Below are 19,775 nucleotides of genomic sequence, written 5' to 3' on the forward strand. Positions count from 1 at the left end.
AGGGGCGCACGAGCGACCCCCCTCGGGCAGGTGGATACTCGATGGCATGAGCACCACGGAGCGTCCCAGGATCCTCGTAGTAGGCGGTGGGTACGTAGGCCTGTACGCAGCTCGGCGCATCCTCAAGAAGATGCGCTACGGAGAGGCGACCGTCACGGTCGTCGACCCCCGGTCGTACATGACCTACCAGCCCTTCCTCCCCGAAGCCGCAGCCGGCAGCATTTCGCCTCGGCACGTCGTCGTCCCGCTGCGACGCGTGCTGCCCAAGGCGGAAGTTCTGACCGGGCGGGTCACCACCATCGATCAGGACCGCAAGGTCGCGACGATCGCCCCCCTCGTGGGTGAGGCGTACGAGCTGCCCTTCGACTACCTGATCATCGCGATGGGCGCGGTCTCCCGCACCTTCCCGATCCCCGGCCTCGCCGAGCAGGGCATCGGCATGAAGGGCATCGAGGAGGCCATCGGCCTGCGCAACCACGTCCTCGAGCAGCTGGACAAGGCTGACTCCACGACGGACGAGGATGTCCGCCGCAAGGCGCTGACCTTCGTCTTCGTCGGCGGTGGCTTCGCGGGTGCGGAGACCATCGGTGAGGTCGAGGACATGGCCCGCGACGCGGCCAAGTACTACAACAACGTGAAGCGCGAGGACATGCGCTTCGTGCTCGTCGACGTCGCGGACAAGATCCTCCCCGAGGTCGGCCCGAAGCTCGGCCAGTACGGCAAGGAGCACCTCGAGGGCCGCGGTGTCGAGGTCTACCTCAAGACCGGCATGGACTCCTGCGTGGACGGCCACGTGGTGCTGAACAACGGCCTCGAGGTCGACTCCAGCACCATCGTGTGGACCGCCGGTGTGAAGCCGAACCCGGCGCTCGCCCGCTTCGGCCTGCCGCTCGGCCCCCGCGGCCACGTGGATACCCAGACGACGCTCCAGGTGCAGGGCACCGACTACATCTGGGCCGCGGGCGACAACGCCCAGGTGCCGGACATGGTCGGCCGCAAGGCGGGCAACGAGAACGCCTGGTGCCCGCCGAACGCCCAGCACGCGCTGCGCCAGTCCAAGGTCCTCGGCGACAACGTGATCTCCGGCATGCGGGGCTTCCCGCAGAAGGAGTACAGCCACGCCAACAAGGGTGCGGTCGCCGGTCTCGGTCTGCACAAGGGCGTCGCGATGATCGTCGTCGGCAAGATGAAGATCAAGCTCAAGGGCCGTCTGGCCTGGTACATGCACCGCGCGTACCACGGCATGGCGATGCCGACGTTCAACCGCAAGATCCGTGTCTTCGCCGACTGGACGCTCGCGGTCTTCCTCAAGCGTGAGGTCGTCTCGCTGGGCGCCATGGAGACTCCTCGCGAGGAGTTCTACGAGGCCGCCAAGCCCGCGCCGAAGCCTGCGGCCAAGGCCGAGCCGGTCGCTCCCGTCGAGGAGAAGGCCAAGGCCTCCTGACCTCGGGTTGACCTCAGGTCACTGATCAGCCCCGAAGGGGCCGCCCGCCATCCGTGGTGCGGGCGGCCCCTTCGGGTTTTTCCGGGCTTCATGCGTGGCGGTTACACGTATTTTGCCGATCCGTGACGCGGTAACGGGACTGCGCAAGCGCCCGGTTGGTGTTTACGTGGTGTTGAACCTATCCGGGATTTCCGTGTCACGGAGGTGTGCACCATGCCCGATGCCGCACTGCGGCTGAAGAACCTTGCCGAACAATTGCTGGGAGCCCCGCTCCCCGTACGCATTCGTGCCTGGGACGGTTCCGAAGCAGGCCCGCCGGGTGCCCCCACCCTCGTCGTACGCAATCGCCGTGCCCTGCGCCGCCTGATGTGGAAGCCGGGCGAGCTGGGTCTGGCCCGCGCCTGGGTGGCCGGGGACCTGGACGTCGACGGCGATCTGTACGCCGCGCTCGACCACCTCGCAGGATTCATCTGGGAGCGCGACGAGGACGCGAAGAACCTCAGGGAGTCCCTGCGCGACCCGAAGTTCCGCGCCGCCGCCCGCACCCTGGTCGGCCTCGCAGTACCGTTCCTGCCGCCCGCCCCGCCGCAGGAGGAGATGCGCAGGCGGAGCAGGCTCCATCTGCACACCAAGGGCAGCGACCGGCAGGCCATCAGCCACCACTACGACGTGGGCAACGACTTCTACGAGCTCGTGCTCGGCCCCTCGATGGTCTACTCGTGCGCATACTGGGGGGCCGGTGAAGAGGAAGCCTCCACCCTGGAGGACGCCCAGCGCGACAAGCTGGAGCTCATCGCCCGCAAGCTCGCCCTGAAGCCCGGCATGCGGCTGCTCGACGTCGGCTGCGGCTGGGGCTCCATGGCCATCCACGCGGCGCGCGAGCACGGCGTCACCGTCGTCGGCGTCACGCTCTCCCAGGAGCAGGCCGCGTACGCCAGGAAGCGCATCGCGGAGGAGGGTCTGACCGACAGGGTCGAGATCCGCGTCCAGGACTACCGTGACGTGCGTGACGGTCCTTACGACGCCATATCGTCCATCGGCATGGCCGAGCACGTCGGCGCCGAGCAGTACTTGGAGTACGCACACGCCTTGCACGCCCTTCTCAAACCGGGCGGCAGGCTGCTCAACCACCAGATCGCCCGTCGGCCACAGACCGACGAGTCGACGTACGAGGTGGACGACTTCATCGACGCCTATGTCTTCCCCGGCGGCGAGCTCGCTCCCGTCGGGTCGACCGTCGGGCTCCTGGAGCGCGCCGGGTTCGAGGTGCGCGACGTGGAGGCGATCCGCGAGCACTACGCCCTCACGCTGCGCCGCTGGGTCGCCAACCTGGAGGCCCGCTGGAAGGAGGGCCAGCGGCTCACGTCGCCGGGCCGCGCCCGCATCTGGCGTCTCTACATGGCGGCGTCCGCGCTCGCCTTCGAGCGCAACCACATCGGCGTCAACCAGGTCCTCGCGGTGAAGACGCCGGAGGTGGGGACCTCCGGCATGCCGCTGCGGGCCCGCGACTGGCGGTAGGCCGAGGACCGGGGCCGGGGGAGTCGGCCGCCGGTGAGCCTCAGCGACGGACCGGGACCATGGGGAGCGGTCCGGCGCTGAGGCTCATGTGCGCCTGCGGCCGGATCGTCGTGTTCGGTACGGGACGCAGTCGCCAGCGCCCCGCGATGGTGGCCAGGGCGAGGGTCGCCTCCGTCATGCCGAACACGTCCCCGATGCATTTACGGCTGCCGGCTCCGAAGGGGAGGTAACTGCCGCGTGTCACGTCCTTCGCCCGCTCGGGAAGCCACCGGTCCGGGTCGAAGGACTCGGGGTCCTTGAACAGTTCGCCGTTGTGGTGCAGGACGTAGGGGCTGATCAGGATGTCGGAGTGGGGAGGAAGCTGCCGTCCCCCGAGCTCCGTGGCCTCGGTGGTGGTCCGTGTGTAGAGCCAGGCGGGCGGATACAGCCGCAGGCTCTCGGTGAACACCCTGCGGCTGTAGTCGAGTCGCGGGATGTCGGCGTAGACGGGCGCCCTGCCGTCGAGCACTTCGTCGAGCTCGGCCTGCAGGGCCGCCTCGACCTTCGGGTTCTTGCCGAGGAGATGGAAGGTCCACGCCAGAGCGCTGGCGGTCGTCTCGATCCCGGCAAGGAGCAGGGTCATGACCTGGTCGTGGACCTCCTGGTCGTCCAGGCGTCCGCCGCTCTCGGGGTCCTCGGCGGTGAGCAGGGCCGACAGCAGGTCGCCGCGGTCTTCGTCGGTGCGCCGGTAATCCTCGACGATCTGGTTGATCAGCCGGTGCATCCGGGTCAGCGCCTCCTCGAAGCGGCGGTTGGCCGCGATGGGAAGCTTCGCGAAGAGCCCGGTGGGGTCCATCGCCTGCCGGTACGCGCCGTGCACGATGATCGGCAGACAGTGCTGGATCTCGGCGACCGCTCTGCCCGCGATCTCGGTGGAGAACAGCGCACGGGCGGTGACACGGGCGGTCAGCGCCTGCATGGTGTTGCTGACGTCGATGGCCCGTCCCGCTTCCCACGACCGCGCCTCGGCGTCGCTCTCCTCCTGCATCACCTCCGCGTAGGTGGGGAGCCGCGAGGTGTGGAAGGCGGGCTGCACCAGGCGTCGCTGCCTGCGGTGGTCCGCCCAGTCGGAAGTGATCAGGCCATTGCCCAGGATCGGGCGGGCCTTCTCCTTCACCGGCCCGCCCGTGTCGTAGACGCGTGCGTTGAGGAGTACCTGCTGGACCAGGTCCGGATGGCAGGGCAGGTAGGCGCGGCTGGTGCCCAGCTTGAGTTCGACCAGGTCGCCGTGGGCCGGCAGTGAGGCCAGGAAATCCGTCGGCCGACGCGCCATCTGTACGGCGTGCCCGATCAGCGGCAGACCGCCGGGCGCGGTGGCGAACCGCCAGTCGTGTGTCGCGGGCTGCTGGTGATCGGTCCTCGTACCCATGTCTCCTTCATCCCCTTGCGAGCGTCTGTTCCGGGCGGCCCGTGCCGCGGGGATCTGATGCCCCTGAGTACTACTGCTGGCGTGGTTCGCAGATCATGGGCAGCGGCCCTGCTTCCAGCGTGGCTTTCGGCTCCGGGCGCAGTGCGCCGCCGGGAACGGGGCGAAGGCGCCACCGGCCGGCGATCGTGGCCACGATGAGGGCGGTCTCGGTGAGCGCGAGAACATCCCCGATGCACTTGTGACTGCCCGCCCCGAACGGCAGCAGGGCCCCGCGCGGGACGGCCTCGGCGCGCTCGTCGAGCCAGCGCTCGGGCGCGAACTCCTCCGGTTCGGGGAAGAGTTCGCCGTTGTGGTGCAGGGCGTAGGCGCTGTACACCACCATCGCGCCTGCCGGAATGGGATGGCCCCCGAGCTCGGTGTCGGCCGCCGCCACCCGCATGGACATCCAGGACGGCGGGTACAGACGCAGCGCCTCGGTGATGACCGCGCGGGTGTACTCCAGCTTCGGAAGATCGTCGAAGACCGGTGAACGGTCCCCGACGGCGGCGTCGATCTCGGCGTGCACCCGCTTCTCGATCTCGGGGTGCTCGCCCAGCAGGTGGAAGACGAAGGCGAGGGTCGACGCGGTCGTCTCGCTGCCCGCCACCAGGAAGGTGACGACCTGGTCGAGGACTTCCTCGTCGGTCAGCCGCTGCCCGGTCTCCGGGTGTTCGGACCGCAGGAGGGTGGAGAGCAGGTCACCGTGGTCCTCATCGGACCGGCGGCGTTCACTGATCATCGTGTCGACGATCTCCCGCAGCCGGGTGTTCGCCCATGCGTAGCGTCGGTTCTCGGGGGTGGGCAGCTTCTCCATCAGGCCGAGCGGCGCGACCGTGCGCTTGTAGATGCCCTGCGAGACGGTACGCAGACACTGCCGGGCCTCTTCGATGGTCGCCACGTCGACGCCGGTGGAGAACAGTGTCCTGGCGGCGACCCGCATGAGAAGGGCGTGCATGGCCTCGCCGATGTCCTGCGTCTCCCCGGCCCGCCATGAACCGATCGCGGCGCGCGTGTCCTCGCCGACCGCGGCGGTGTAGTCGGCGATCCGGGTCGAGTGGAACGCCGGCTGGATGACGCGCCGCTGGAAGCGGTGGTCATCGCCGCGCGAGACGGACAGGCTGTTCCCGAGCAACTGGCGGGCCTTGTCGAAGACGCCGCCTTTGTCGAACACCCGCGGGTTCACCAGGACGTGGTGGACGAGGTCGGGATGGCAGGCGAGATAGGCGCGGCTGGGCCCGAGCCTGATCTCGACCACGTCCCCGTGGGCGGGCAGGGAGGCCAGGAACTCCAGCGGGCGACGCCAGAGCGCGAGCGTGTGTCCCAAGAGGGGGACCGATCCTGGTGCGGTGCCGAACGACCAGGAGCGGGCCGGTTTGACGGAATCCTTCGCCGGGGTCACGTTTCCCGCTTCCCTACTGAATACGAGAGTTGACGTCGTTCACGGCTGCTTTGTACCGTTTGTTGCTGGTGGTCCAGACGAAGTTGCCGTAGATGAGGTCAAGCAGGACATCTCGTGTGATGTCATCGAAAGCCGCTATGCATCGCATGTCCTCGACGATGTCGTCAAGGCGGTTCTGGAAGAACTCGTCGAAAGCGCTCTGGTCCGACACGTCGCACAGCCGGAAGCAGTTGGTTATTTGCCCCAGCGAAACTTCACGGTCGTAGGAGTAGAAGTCATTGACGATGGCGAGGCCGCGCGTGGTCATGCGAGCCGCCAAACCCGTCTTCGCGTGTTCGGTGAACTCCTTGTGACTGTAAATGGGGTACGACATCTTCATCCAGAAGTCGACACCGACATCAGTGACGCGGAATCTGAAGTACTGCTCCGGAGAAGTGGTGCAGAGTACTTTCTTGACAGGCGAGTCGCGGAACATGTGATCGCTGGTGACGAATGCACGGGCCCCTTCGAATGCGAACCTGGCGTCTTCCTCGCTGTAATACTTCTCGCATATCTTGCGCAGTTCGGGCAAGAAGGCGTCGAAGTCGTGCAGCGCCGGATCCATGTCGTCCCATACGAAGGTGACGCAATTCAGGATGCAGACGGCCTTGAAGGCTTCCATGTTCCGGATGTGACGAGCGCTCTGCGACCACCGGACGACATCCATGTAGGAGATCCAGCGCTCGTCGGACACCGTCCTTCCGAAGGGCGCGACCGCCGTATTGCAGGCGTCGATGACTTCCCGCAGCTCGGCATCTGTCAGGGGACACATCTCGGGCGCCCGGCCGATGTGCTGCTCGAACGCGTCGGCGAACTGGCGGGTGCTCTCCTGCCAGTGCCGCATCATGCCGGAGAGTTCGCTCTTCTGGGGCAGGGAAATGTCAGTGGTCACGAGTCCCTCACTATGGCCATGCGGGTGATCTGCTCAAGGGCGTCCATCGTCTCCGCGGTGAACGGCGCCCGGTCGATTGCGCGCAGCGCCTGTTGCCGGCGGTCGTCGATCATGCACTCGACCTGCTCCCGGGCGCGGGTCGCCTCGAAGATGCCGCGGACGGTGTCGGCGCCCTGCTCATCAAGGAGCGGGTCACCGAGCAGCCGTCGCAGCTGTGCGGTCTGCTCGCTGTCGGCACCTCTGAGGGCGAGCGCGGTCAACGCGGTGTTCTTGCCCGCACGCAAGTCGTCAAGGCGCGACTTCCCGGTGATCAGCGGGTCGCCGTACACCCCGAGCAGGTCGTCGCGGAGCTGGAAGGCCTCCCCGAGGGGAAGCGCGTAGGCGGTGAAGGCGGCCATGATCCCCGGACCGGCACCCGCGATGGCGGCACCGATGTGCAAGGGGCGCTCGATGGTGTACTTGGCCGTCTTGTACCGATAGACGTTCAGCGTGGCATCGACGTCTTCCGTCAGTTCGCCCGTGGCGTGCAGGTCGAGATACTGGCCGAGCATCAACTCGGTGCGCATTTCCGCGAGGAGCGGCAGCGCCACCTGGAGTTGTCCGGGGGTGAGCCCGGCCTGGTGGAGGAGTTCGTCGGACCAGGTGAGCGTGAGGTCGCCGAGCAGGACGGCGGCGCTCATGCCGAACCACTCGGCCTCGACCGGTCCCCGCGACAGGGCACGGTGCTCCGCCATGGTGCGGTGGATGGTGGGGCGTCCGCGCCGGCTGTCGCTGTTGTCCATGACGTCGTCATGGATGAGCGCGAAGGCGTGGAACATCTCGAGACAGGCGGCGACCTGGACCATCGGCTCGACGTCGTCACCGCCGCCGATCGCCTGCCAGCCGGTCATGCAGAGCAGGGGGCGTATGCGTTTGCCCCCCGAAAGGAAATCCCTCACCAATCCCGTGAGATACGGCAGGTGCGCGTGGGGTGTGGTGCTGTTCTTTTCTGCAAGAAAGTCCGCGAGCGCGTCGTCCACTAACTTCAGGACTGGTTCTGCGTCTAAGGCGGTGATGGGTGCTGTCATTTAGTCAAATTCCCCCGTTCGACTAATTGCAGGGTTCCTGTTGAGGGCGTGAGGGCGCTGATGGTAGAAGCTCTCACAGCAAATGCGGAACGGGCTGACGGCACAACTCTGTGAACGGGCATGCCTCATGGCGCCCGTAGTGGGAGTGATTCTTTAGTGCCGTTCGTCGGCTACCGCTCTGTCACCTTTCGGCAACCCGAGAGCGGCACGCCCGTTCACGTGCGTGGAAGAGTCTTCTACTTGCCACTCGACATTCCCCCGTCGGAGTCCGGCCAACTCTCTGATGCGTCGCCAGTCTAGGCACACGATCCTCGGATGGGGAAGGGATCACTTGTCGGGCGGAGGATGGGTGGTGGGCCCACGCGGTCTCTTATGTGCCTCTTACCTGCGGCCCCGGCCTCTAAAAAATGGTTGCGCCCCGGTGTCGGCTGAGGTACGTTCAGTGACCGTAGTTGATCAATATACCTGGGCAATACGCCGTCATCCGGCCCGTATTGTCGAGTTGTGTGTTGTCTATTCGGCACACCTGCGTGTGCCTATCGAGTCGGCGCCGAGTGCGGCCGACTTATTCGAGTGCCCTTATGGCCTCTCTTCGCAATGAGAGGCAGGTAAGCGTTTTTCAGGCGTCGGGGGAAGGTGCCTAAATGTCCGTAGTCTCTGCTCTGCCGTCTGACCATTCTGGCAGTTCTGACCATTCTGGCTATGAGGCCGAAAACGCGATCGCGGTCATCGGTATCGCCTGCCGCCTGCCCGGCGCGAGCGGCCCCGGGGAATTCTGGCGGCTGCTCAGCTCCGGTGAGCACGCGGTCACTTCGGTACCTTCCGACCGCTGGACGCGGGGCGCGGACTCCGAGAAGGAAACCGCCCTGGATCACGGTGCCTTCCTCGACCACCCTGACATGTTCGATGCCGACTTCTTCGGCATCTCCCCGCGCGAAGCGGCGGCCATGGACCCCCAGCAGCGGCTGATGCTCGAAATCGGCTGGGAGGCACTGGAGGACGCGGGGCTGAGCACTTCGCGCCTCACCGGCGGTCGTACGGGAGTGTTCGTCGGCGCCATCAGCGACGACTACGCCACGCTGCTGCGGCAGCGCGGCTCGGCGTCGGTGACACACCACACGCTGACCGGCCTGAACCGCGGGATGATCGCCAACCGGCTGTCCTATCTGCTCGGCGCCCGCGGCCCGAGCATGGTGATCGATACGGGCCAGTCCTCCTCCCTCGTCGCGGTGCACGCCGCCTGCCGGAGCCTGCGCGACGGAGAGTGCGAAACCGCCCTCGCCGGCGGCCTGCACCTCAACCTCGCCTTCGACAGCACCCTGACCGCGGCACGTTTCGGCGGCCTTTCACCCGACGGCCGGTGCTTCGTCTTCGACTCCCGGGCCAACGGTTTCGTCCGCGGCGAGGGCGGCGGCCTGGTACTGCTCAAACCGCTTCGCCAGGCGTTCGCGGACGGCGACCGGATCCACGGCGTGCTGCGCGGCAGCGCCGTCAACAACGACGGTGGCGGGGACACCCTCACCACGCCGAGCCGGCCCGCCCAGGAGGACGTTCTGCGCCGGGCCTGCGCCGCCGCCGGTGTCGCCCCCGCAGACGTGCAGTACGTCGAACTGCACGGCACCGGCACCGCGGTCGGCGACCCCGTCGAGGCGGCGGCACTGGCGCGGACCGTCGGTTCCGCACACGCCGGGCACCGGCCGCTGCTCGTCGGTTCCGCCAAGACGAACGTCGGGCACCTCGAAGGCGCGGCGGGCATCACCGGACTCATCAAGGTGCTGCTCTCTCTCAAGGCCCGTCGGCTGCCGCCCAGTCTGAACTTCCGGTCGGCCAACCCCGCCATCCCGCTCGACGAGTGGAACATGCGGGTGCAGACGGAGCTTTCGCCCTGGCCATGCCCCGACGTACCGCTGGTCGCCGGGGTCTCGGCCTTCGGCGTGGGCGGAACCAACGCGCATGTGATCGTCTCCGAGGCGCCCTCATCCGTAGGCGCCGAAGCCCCGACGACCACCGGCGCCTCCGTGAGCGCTTCGGTGAGCGCTTCCGTGAGCGCTTCCGTGAGTGTCCCCACCACCGTTCCCGACGCGCTGCCGTGGGTGGTGTCGGCGCGGACCGCGGACGGGCTGCGAGGGCAGGCGGCACGGTTGCGTGACTTCGCCGCCGCAGGTGACGCCTCCCGCACGGACATCGGGTGGTCGCTCGCCGGGCACCGCACCGCCCTGGAGCACCGCGCGGCGGTGGTGGCCGGCGACGACGGGGAATTCCTGGCCGGTCTGGACGCGATCGCCGCCGGCGAACCCGCCGGCCACGTGATCACCGGCACGGCCCCCGGCGGGACCGATGCCGCGGTGGTGTTCGTCTTCCCCGGGCAAGGGGCGCAGTGGGTCGGCATGGCCGCCGAACTCCTGCGCACTTCGGCGGTGTTCGCCGAGTCCGTCGAGGAGTGCGCCCAGGCGCTGGCACCGCACATCGACTGGGACCTGCGTGACGTACTCAGGGACGCTTCGGACGGAAGCGCGCTGCGCAGGGTGGACGTACTGCAACCCGCCCTGTGGGCCGTGATGGTCTCGCTGGCGCGCGTGTGGCGCTCCCTGGGCGTGGTCCCCTCCGCGGTCATCGGTCATTCACAGGGCGAGATCGCCGCGGCGTGCGTCGCCGGCGCGCTGTCACTGGACGATGCCGCGCTCCTGGTCGCTCTGCGCAGCCGCATCGCCGTGCAGCTGACCGACCGGGGCGCGATGGCGTCCGTCGACGCCTCGGCGGAGCGCGTGTCCGAGTTCATCGCGGGCCGGGACGACGCCTGGATCGCCGCGGTCAACAGCCCCACCGCCACGGTGGTGGCGGGTAGCCGGGAAGCACTGGCCGAGGTCGTGGCCCGTGCGGAGCGCGCCGGTCATCGCACACGGACCATCGAGAGCGCCTACGCCTCGCACACTCCGCACGTGGAACAGATCCGCGAGGAGTTCCTGCGGCGGGTGGCATCCGTTGCTCCGCGGGCCGCCGAGGTACCGATGTACTCGACGGTCACCGCGGGTCCGGTCGCGGGCGAGTCGCTGGACGCCGACTACTGGTACGACAACCTCCGTGAGCGTGTGCGCTTCCGGGACACCGTGCAGACCCTCGTCGGTGAGGGCGGGCGGCTCTTCCTGGAAGTCAGCCCGCATCCGGTCCTGACCAACGCCCTTCAGGAAACCGGCCAGGCCGCCGGAGCGAGCGTCGCCGCCACGGGAACACTGCGCCGGGACAAGGGCGGCAGCCGTCAGCTCCTCACCTCGTTGACCCACCTCTGGGTCAACGGCGCGGGCGTCGACTGGGCCGCGGTCTTCACCGGCACGGGCGCGCGGCGGACCGACCTGCCCACCTACGCGTTCCAGCGCCGTCGGCACTGGTTCGACACCTCAGACTCGTCCGACACCTCAGGCTGGGCCGACTCCTCAGGCTGGGCTGACTCCTCAGACTCGTCCGAGACTTCCGACACCTCCGACGTGCCCGTCCGCGCACCCGCGCTCGCCCGCGCGGAGTCGGGCGAGGCCCTGTCTCCGGCCCCGCCGACACCCGCGGCGGTCATGTCGGACGCCGACACGGCACGCCGGATACGGGCCCACGCGGCCGCGGTCCTGGGACACGCCGCGCCGGACGGACTCGACGCGGGGCGGACGTTCAAGGACCTCGGGTTCGACTCGATCATGCTCGGCGATCTGCGCAACCGGATCAACGCCGCGTTAGGCGTCAGCCTGACCACCGCCACGCTCTTCGACCATCCCACGCCGGCCAAGCTCGCCGAACACGTCACCACCACCGCCGCGCACGACCGCGCCCCCGCCGTGCACCCCGAAGACGCGGGGCTGGTCGCCGCCGACGAACCCATAGCCATCATCGCGATGAGCTGCCGCCTCCCCGGCGGCGCCCGCTCCCCGGAAGACCTGTGGCAACTGGTGGCCACCCAGCAGGACGCGATTTCCCCCTTCCCCGAGGACCGCGGCTGGGACCTGGAGCGGCTGCACCGCTCCGATGGCCCCGGCAGCAGCTTTGCCCGAGGCGGTGGATTCCTGGACGACGCGGGCGAGTTCGACGCCCGGTTCTTCGGGATCTCGCCGCGTGAGGCGCTCGCCATGGACCCGCAGCAGAGGCTGCTCCTTGAGACTTCCTGGGAGCTCCTTGAACGGGCCGGCATCGACCCGGCGTCGCTGCGCGACAGCCGAACCGGCGTCTTCGTCGGCACCATGGACCAGGAGTACGGGCCCCGGCTGCACGAAGCACCCGAATCGCTCGACGGGTTCCTGCTCACCGGAAAGACCACCAGCGTCGCCTCCGGCCGCATCTCCTACCTGCTCGGCCTGACCGGTCCGGCCCTCACGGTGGACACGGCGTGCTCGTCGTCCCTGGTGGCGCTGCATCTGGCGGTGCAGTCGCTGCGCCGTGGCGAGTCCTCGCTCGCCCTGGCCGGCGGTGTGACGGTGCTCAACACTCCCGGTATTTTCACCGAGTTCAGCAGACAGCAGGGTCTTTCCCGAGACGGCCGCTGCAAGGCGTTCGCCGCCGCGGCCGACGGTACGGGGATGGCCGAGGGCGCGGGGATGCTCCTTGTGGAGCGCCTGTCCGACGCTGAGCGCCTTGGGCATCGGGTGCTTGCGGTGATCCGGGGCTCGGCGATGAACCAGGACGGTGCGTCGAATGGTCTGACGGCACCCAACGGTCTGTCCCAGCAGAGGGTCATTCGGGACGCGTTGGCGGATGCGGGTGTGGTGGCGTCCGAGGTGGATGTGGTGGAGGCGCATGGGACCGGTACGGCGCTGGGTGATCCGATCGAGGCGCAGGCGTTGTTGGCGACGTATGGGCGGGACAGGCCGTCTGAGCGGCCGGTGTTGTTGGGTTCGCTGAAGTCGAACATCGGTCATACGCAGGCGGCTGCGGGCGTGGCCGGTGTGATCAAGATGGTGATGGCCCTGCGCGAGGGGGTCGTTCCCGGGACGTTGCACGTGGATGAGCCGAGTCCGCAGGTGGACTGGGCTTCGGGTGCCGTGGAGCTGGTGACGCGGAACGCCGAGTGGCCGGAGGCCGACCGGGCTCGGCGGGCGGCTGTGTCGTCGTTCGGAATCAGTGGCACGAACGCCCACGTGATCCTGGAACAGGCCCGACCGGACGCCGCTCCGTCGTCTGCCGTTGCCGCCGATGCCCCGGCTGTGGGTGCTGGTGGTGGGGTGGTTGTGCCGTGGGTGGTGTCGGGGCGGTCCGCGGAGGGGTTGCGGGGGCAGGCGGCGCGGTTGGGTCAGTTCGCTGCCTGGAGTGATGCCTCTGTCGCGGATGTGGGGTGGTCGTTGGCCATGCGTCGGGCGGCGTTGGAGCACCGTGCGGTGATCGTGGCGGGGGATCGGGGGGAGTTCCTGTCGGGTCTGGACGCGATTGCCTCGGGGGAGCCGGCTGCTGAAGTGGTCAGTGGGGTGGCGGCGGGTGCGTCTGATGCGGGCGTGGTGTTTGTGTTCCCGGGTCAGGGGTCGCAGTGGGCCGGTATGGCACGGGAGTTGTTGGACAGCTCGCCGGTGTTCGCCGAGTCGGTCGAGCGGTGTGCTCGGGCGCTGGCTCCGCATACCGATTGGTCGCTGCTGGATGTGCTGCGGTCGCGTCCGGATGCGCCGTCCTTGGAGCGGGTGGATGTGGTGCAGCCGGTGTTGTGGGCGGTGATGGTGTCGTTGGCCGAGGTGTGGCGGTCGGCGGGTGTGGTGCCGTCGGCTGTGGTGGGGCATTCGCAGGGTGAGTTGGCGGCGGCGTGTGTGGCGGGGGTGCTGTCGCTGGACGACGCGGCCCGGGTTGTGGCTTTGCGCTCGAGGTTGATCGGCGGTGAGTTGTCGGGGCTGGGCGGCATGGTGTCGCTGGCCCGGCCGGTGGCTCAGGTGTCGGAGCTGCTTGCCCGGTGGGAGGGGCGTATCAGTGTGGCCGTGGTCAATGGTCCGGCTGCCACGGTGGTGGCTGGGGACACGGCGGCTCTGGACGAGCTGATGGAGGTGTGTGAGGAGGAGGGTGTTCAGGCGCGTCGTGTCCCGGTGGATTACGCCTCGCACACGTCTCATATCGAGCGTGTGCGCAGCGAACTCCTCGACTTGGCGGCGCCGGTCGTGCCGGGTCCCGGCGAGGTGCCGATGTACTCGGCGGTGACCGGGGCGTTGCTGGACGGCGGTGCGGCGGGGGCGGAGTACTGGTACCGCAATCTGCGGGAGCCGGTGCGTTTCCACGAGACGGTCGACGCTCTTCTCCGGGATGGTTATTCCACGTTTGTGGAGGTCAGTGCGCATCCGGTGTTGACCGGTGCGATCGAGGAGGCCGGGCATGCGGCGGACAAGTCGCTGACGGTCACCGGGACTTTGCGGCGGGAGCACGGGGGCGAGCGGCAGTTCCTGACCTCGCTGGCCGCGCTCTGGGTCCACGGGGTGGTCCCCGACTGGGCCGCGCTCCTGCCCGCCCCCCAAGGCGAACCGGTCGACCTGCCCACGTACGCCTTCCAACACCGCCACTACTGGCTCGCACCCACCGGCTCGGCGTCCGAGGTCCGCGTCGACCTGCCGACCGGGCCCGAGCCCGAGTCCGAGGTTCTTGAGGGGTTCCCACGGAGGGTGGCCGAAGCGGCCACCGCCGCACAGCAGAAGCAGGTCGCGCTCAATGAAGTGTGCCGCCAGGCGGCGGTCGTGCTGGGATGGTCCTCGGCGGACGAGGTGGAGGTCGGGCGGGCCTTCCGGGACCTCGGATTCGATTCGCTGACGGGCGTACAACTGCGCAACCGCCTGGTCGCGGCGACGAGCCTGGCCCTCTCGCCCACGGTGGTGTTCGACCACCCGACTCCCGTGGCGCTGGCCTCGTATCTACGGGACCGAATACTCGGCGTGGACATCACGGCACTGGCTCCGGTCGCGTCCGCAGCCGCCGACGAACCGATCGCGATCGTGTCGACCAGTTGCCGTTTCCCGGGTGGCGTACGGTCGCCCGAGGACCTCTGGGACGTGTTGTTGTCCGAACACGACGTGATCTCCGAGTTCCCGACGGACCGTGGCTGGAACCTCGACGACCTGTACCACCCCGACACGACACGACCCGGCAGCTGTTACGTCCACCACGGCGGGTTCCTGCACGACGCGGGCGAGTTCGACGCCGGTTTCTTCGGGATCTCGCCGCGTGAGGCCCACGCCATGGACCCGCAGCAGAGGCTGCTTCTCGAGTCCTCCTGGGAGTCCCTGGAGCGCGCCGGCATCGACCCGCTGTCGTTGCGCGGCAGCCGGACGGGTGTCTTCGTCGGTGTCGTTCCGCAGGGCTACGGCAGTGGTGCGACCGACACCAAGGGTTCTGAGGGCTACCTCTTCACTGGTGCCGCGGGCAGCGTGGCGTCCGGCCGTATCGCCTACACCCTTGGTCTTACCGGCCCGGCCATCACCGTGGACACGGCGTGCTCCTCGTCCTTGGTCGCCCTGCACCTTGCTGTGCGGGCCCTGCGCAACGGCGAGTGCGGTATGGCTCTCGTCGGCGGGGTCAGCGTCATGTCCACGCCCGGGATCTTCACGGAGTTCAGCCATCAGCGCGGCCTTTCGCCCGATGGCCGTTGCAAGCCCTTCGCGGCGGCGGCCGACGGCACCGCCTGGGCCGAGGGTGTGGGGATGCTGTTGGTGGAGCGGTTGTCGGATGCTGAGCGTCTTGGGCATCGGGTGCTTGCGGTGATCCGTGGCTCGGCGGTGAACCAGGATGGTGCTTCCAACGGCTTGACGGCGCCGAACGGTCCGGCTCAGGAGCAGGTCATTCGGGACGCGTTGGCGGATGCGGGTGTGGTGGCGTCCGGGGTGGATGTGGTGGAGGCGCATGGGACCGGTACGGCGCTGGGTGATCCGATCGAGGCGCAGGCGTTGTTGGCGACGTACGGGCGGGACAGGCCGTCTGAGCGGCCGGTGTTGTTGGGTTCGTTGAAGTCGAACATCGGTCATACGCAGGCGGCGGCTGGGGTGGCCGGTGTGATCAAGATGGTGATGGCCCTGCGAGAGGGGGTTGTCCCGCGAACGTTGCATGTTGATGAGCCGAGTCCGCATGTGGACTGGGCGTCCGGCGCCGTCGAGCTGGTGACGCGGAACGCCGAGTGGCCGGAGGCCGAGCGGGTGCGGCGGGCGGCTGTGTCGTCGTTCGGCGTGAGCGGCACCAACGCCCATGTGATCGTCGAGGCCCCGCCGAGGGTGGAGACGGCTCCGGTTGTCGAGGACGCGTCCCCCTCTGGGGTGGTGCCGTGGGTGGTGTCGGGGCGGTCCGCGGAGGGGTTGCGGGGGCAGGCGGCGCGGTTGGGTGAGTTCGCCGCCGGGAGTGATGCCCCGGTCGCGGATGTGGGGTGGTCGTTGGCCATGGGGCGGGCGGCGTTGGAGCACCGTGCGGTGGTCGTGGCGGGGGATCGGGGGGCGTTCCTGTCGGGTCTGGACGCGATTGCCTCGGGAGAGCCCGCGGGCAACGTGGTCATCGGCACGGCTCTGGACAGGGCTGATGCGGGTGTGGTGTTCGTCTTCCCGGGTCAGGGGTCCCAGTGGGCCGGTATGGCCAGGGAGTTGTTGGAGTCCTCGCCTGTTTTCGCTTCGCGGATGGAGGCGTGCGCCGCGGCTCTTGAGCCGTTTCTGGATGGCTGGTCCCTGCTGGACGTGGTGTCTCAGGAGGACGACGAGCTGTTGCACCGGGTGGATGTGGTGCAGCCGGTGTTGTGGGCGGTGATGGTGTCGTTGGCCGAGGTGTGGCGGTCGCGTGGTGTGGTGCCGTCGGCTGTGGTGGGGCATTCGCAGGGTGAGTTGGCGGCGGCGTGCGTGGCGGGGGTGCTTTCGGTCGAGGACGCGGCCCGGATCGTGGCTTTGCGCTCGAGGTTGATCGGCGGTGAGTTGTCGGGGCTGGGCGGCATGGTGTCGTTGGCCCGGCCGGTGGCTCAGGTGTTGGAGCTGCTTGCCCGGTGGGAGGGGCGTATCAGTGTGGCTGTGGTCAATGGTCCGGCTGCCACGGTGGTGGCTGGGGACACGGCGGCTCTGGATGAGCTGATGGAGGTGTGTGAGGAGGAGGGTGTTCAGGCGCGTCGTGTCCCGGTGGATTACGCCTCGCACACGTCTCATATCGAGCGTGTGCGCAGCGAACTCCTCGACTTGGCGGCGCCGGTGGTGCCGGGTCCCGGCGACGTACCGATGTACTCGGCGGTGACCGGGGCGTTGCTGGACGGCGGTGCGGCCGGGGCGGAGTACTGGTACCGCAATCTGCGGGAGCCGGTGCGTTTCCACGAGACGGTCGACGCTCTCCTGCGGGATGGCTTTTCCACGTTTGTGGAGGTCAGTGCGCATCCGGTGTTGACCGGTGCGATCGAGGAGGCTGGGCATGCGGCGGACAAGTCGCTGACGGTCACCGGGACTTTGCGGCGGGAGCACGGGGGCGAGCGGCAGTTCCTGACCTCGCTGGCCGCGCTCTGGGTCCACGGTGTCGCTCCCGACTGGACAGCCCTCCTGCCCACCCCCCAAGGCGAACCGGTCGACCTGCCCACATACGCCTTCCAACACCGCCACTACTGGCTCGCACCCGACGCCCCGGACAGCACCACGGCAACGAACGCGGCACCGGACACGCACGCCGATTTCTGGGCAGCCGTAGATCGCGAGGATCTGGAAGAACTCGGACGGACCCTGGAGTGGGACGGCGACCGCACCGAGCTGACGTCCGTGCTGCCCGTCCTGTCGGCCTGGCATCGGCGGCACAGCGCCGCGTCCGCGCTGGATTCCTGGCGATACAGGGAGGACTGGACGCCGGTGCCCGGCCATGCCACCCGGCTGACCGGTACTTGGCTCGTGGCTGTCACCCCCGACCAGGCCGACGGTGCGGTGCATCAGGCGACCGTCGAGAGTCTGCGCGAACACGGCGCCGTGGTCGAAACGCTTGTGGCGCCCGGCGATCCACAGCAATGGGCCGACACGCTCGCGGCACAGACACCGGCCCGGCCACCGGCTCAGTCTTCGGCACAGCCACCGGCGCAGTCCTCGGTGTCCGGCGTGGTCTCGCTGCTCGCTCTCGACGAGAGGCCCGTCCCGGGCGCGACGGCGTTCCCGAGCGGACTCCGGCAGACGCTCCTGCTGATCCAGGGTCTCGCGGCGGCCCAGTTCGCCGCGCCCGTGTGGTCTGTCACCCAAGGGGCTGTGACCGTCGGCGACCACGACCCCCTGACCAGCCCGGCACAGGCGATGGTGTGGGGCCTGGGACGCGCCACGGCACAGGAACTCCCCGCCCTGTGGGGCGGTTTGATCGACCTCCCGACCGGCTCGGACCCGGACCCGGACCCGGGCCCGGACCAGCGGACCATGAGCAGGCTGTGCGCCGTCCTGGCGGCCGAGGGCCATGAGGATCAGGTCGCGCTTCGTCCTGCCGGAATTCTCGGGCGGCGGATCGTCCGGGCCCCGCTCGCTGACGCTTCGGGCACCGAATGGAAGCCGGGGAGCGGAACGGTACTGATCACCGGTGGCACCGGAGCCCTCGGCAGCCAGGTCGCCCGTCGGCTGGCAACCCGGGGCGCCGAACACCTCCTCCTCGTCAGCCGTCGGGGGAGCGCCGCGCCGGGCGCGGCCGAACTGGAGGCCGAGCTCGTCCGGACGGGAGCGAGGGTGACCGTGGCGGCGTGCGACATCGCGGACGACGACGCCCTGCGCGGTCTCCTGGCGTCGATCCCGGCCGACTGCCCCCTCACTTCGGTGTTCCACACGGCGGCCGTGCTGGACGACGCGGCCATCGAGACCCTGACACCCGAGCAGGTGGCCGACGTACTGCGGGTCAAGGCCGGTGCCGCGTGGTGCCTGCACGAACTCACCCTCGCCCTGGAGCTCTCCGCCTTCGTCCTGTTCTCCTCTGTGGCAGGCAGCGTCGGAATGGCGGGCCAGGGCAACTACGCGCCCGCGAACGCCTACGTGGACGCGCTGGCCCGGTACCGCCGCTCGCGGGGGCTCACGGCGACCTCCGTGGCCTGGGGGCCCTGGGCGGAGGGCGGCATGGCCGACGCCGACGCGGTGGCCGGGCTGCGGCTCCGGCACGGTCTGCCGCTGCTCTCTCCGGACGCGGCGCTACTCGGCCTGGAAGCGGCGCTGGAACACGGCGAGACAGCCGTCGTCGTGGCCGACGTCGACTGGGAGCGGTTCACCCACGCCTACACCGCCGTCAGGCCGAGCGGTCTGTTCGACGCGATTCCCGAGGCCCGGCAGGCGCTCGGTGGAGCGGGTGGCCGGTCGGGCGGCGACGGAGCAGGTGGCGGGGAGGCCGGGGGAACGAGCACCGCCCTGCGCGACCGACTTGCGGACGCGGAGCCACGGGAACGCAAGCGGCACCTGCTCGACGCCGTACGCGCCCAGGTGGCCGCCGTCCTCGGACACGCATCAGCCGAAACCGTGGGCACCGAAAGGCAGTTCATAGAGCTGGGCCTCGACTCCGTCACCGCCGTGGAACTGCGCAACCGGCTGAACGTTGCTACCGGGCTCCGGCTGCCGGTCACCGTGATTTTCGACCACCCGACGGTGAACGAACTCGTCGGCCACCTCGGCGCGCAGTTGTTCGACGCAGATGCGGAGGACGAGGAAGCGGCGGGAGCGGCCGGTGTCGCCGACCTCGACCGGCTGGACGGTCTGCTGGCGACGATGGCGGACGACGACCCCGCCAGAGACGTGATCGCCGACAGGCTGCGCCGCCTTCTCCGGTCGGCCGTGGGCGCCGACCGAGCCGAGGGAAACCCCGTGAAGGGCGAGGATCTCGCAGCCGCCACCAACGACGAGATCTTCACCTTCATCGAGAAGGAATTCGGGATCTCCTGACGAGGTCTCTTGACGGGACCTCCTGACGGAGCCTCCTGACCGACTGCCGACTCATCTGACTCACCTGACTCCCCTGACTCACCGCATGGAGCAAGTAATGGACGACGTCGAGAAGCTCCGCCATTTTCTGACGCGGGTCAC

The 19,775-nt window shown here is 68.9% G+C and carries 7 protein-coding genes; 3 read left to right on the forward strand and 4 right to left on the reverse strand.

What is annotated here, in order from left to right; all coding sequences use genetic code 11:
• Window positions 1-46 precede the first annotated feature (46 nt).
• Both ACWFRJ_RS21865 and ACWFRJ_RS21870 read left to right on the forward strand, forming a co-directional pair.
• Complete coding sequence (locus ACWFRJ_RS21865; RefSeq protein ID WP_453533195.1) at window positions 47-1,444, forward strand: NAD(P)/FAD-dependent oxidoreductase; 1,398 nt, start codon at window positions 47-49, stop codon at window positions 1,442-1,444.
• Between the two features lie 213 nt (window positions 1,445-1,657).
• Window positions 1,658-2,962 carry a class I SAM-dependent methyltransferase gene (locus ACWFRJ_RS21870; RefSeq protein ID WP_453533198.1) on the forward strand — a complete coding sequence of 435 codons (1,305 nt, stop codon included), beginning with the start codon at window positions 1,658-1,660 and terminating at the stop codon, window positions 2,960-2,962.
• Between the two features lie 40 nt (window positions 2,963-3,002).
• Here the strand turns inward: ACWFRJ_RS21870 and ACWFRJ_RS21875 are convergent, their stop codons facing one another.
• The 4 genes from ACWFRJ_RS21875 to ACWFRJ_RS21890 all read right to left on the reverse strand — a co-directional run bounded on the left by ACWFRJ_RS21875 (window position 3,003) and on the right by ACWFRJ_RS21890 (window position 7,806).
• The gene (locus ACWFRJ_RS21875) at window positions 3,003-4,370 is read right to left on the reverse strand and encodes a cytochrome P450 (RefSeq protein ID WP_453533201.1); all 1,368 of its coding nucleotides are present in this window, start codon (window positions 4,368-4,370) and stop codon (window positions 3,003-3,005) included.
• 70 nt (window positions 4,371-4,440) lie between these two features.
• Window positions 4,441-5,808, reverse strand: a complete 1,368-nt coding sequence (locus tag ACWFRJ_RS21880; RefSeq protein ID WP_453533203.1) for a cytochrome P450 — start codon at window positions 5,806-5,808, stop codon at window positions 4,441-4,443.
• Between the two features lie 13 nt (window positions 5,809-5,821).
• A complete protein-coding gene (locus ACWFRJ_RS21885) occupies window positions 5,822-6,739 on the reverse strand; it encodes a terpene synthase family protein (protein ID WP_453533206.1) in 918 nt (305 codons plus the stop codon).
• On the reverse strand, window positions 6,736-7,806 hold the full coding sequence (locus tag ACWFRJ_RS21890) for a polyprenyl synthetase family protein (RefSeq protein WP_453533209.1): 1,071 nt from the start codon (window positions 7,804-7,806) through the stop codon (window positions 6,736-6,738). The genes ACWFRJ_RS21885 and ACWFRJ_RS21890 overlap by 4 nt, the downstream gene beginning before the upstream one ends.
• A 644-nt stretch (window positions 7,807-8,450) precedes the next feature.
• Here ACWFRJ_RS21890 and ACWFRJ_RS21895 point away from each other — a divergent pair.
• Window positions 8,451-19,634, forward strand: coding sequence for a type I polyketide synthase (locus ACWFRJ_RS21895; RefSeq protein ID WP_453533211.1), 11,184 nt, complete (start codon window positions 8,451-8,453; stop codon window positions 19,632-19,634).
• Window positions 19,635-19,775 lie beyond the last annotated feature (141 nt).

The organism is Streptomyces sp. NPDC055239, assembly GCF_053606205.1.

What these genes read in the sequence shown, in the direction of transcription:
- ACWFRJ_RS21895 (WP_453533211.1), top strand. Translation starts at nt 8,451, where the DNA reads ATGTCCGTAGTCTCTGCTCTGCCGTCTGACCATTCTGGCAGTTCTGAC.
- ACWFRJ_RS21875 (WP_453533201.1), bottom strand. Translation starts at nt 4,370, where the DNA reads ATGGGTACGAGGACCGATCACCAGCAGCCCGCGACACACGACTGGCGG.
- ACWFRJ_RS21870 (WP_453533198.1), top strand. Translation starts at nt 1,658, where the DNA reads ATGCCCGATGCCGCACTGCGGCTGAAGAACCTTGCCGAACAATTGCTG.
- ACWFRJ_RS21865 (WP_453533195.1), top strand. Translation starts at nt 47, where the DNA reads ATGAGCACCACGGAGCGTCCCAGGATCCTCGTAGTAGGCGGTGGGTAC.
- ACWFRJ_RS21890 (WP_453533209.1), bottom strand. Translation starts at nt 7,806, where the DNA reads ATGACAGCACCCATCACCGCCTTAGACGCAGAACCAGTCCTGAAGTTA.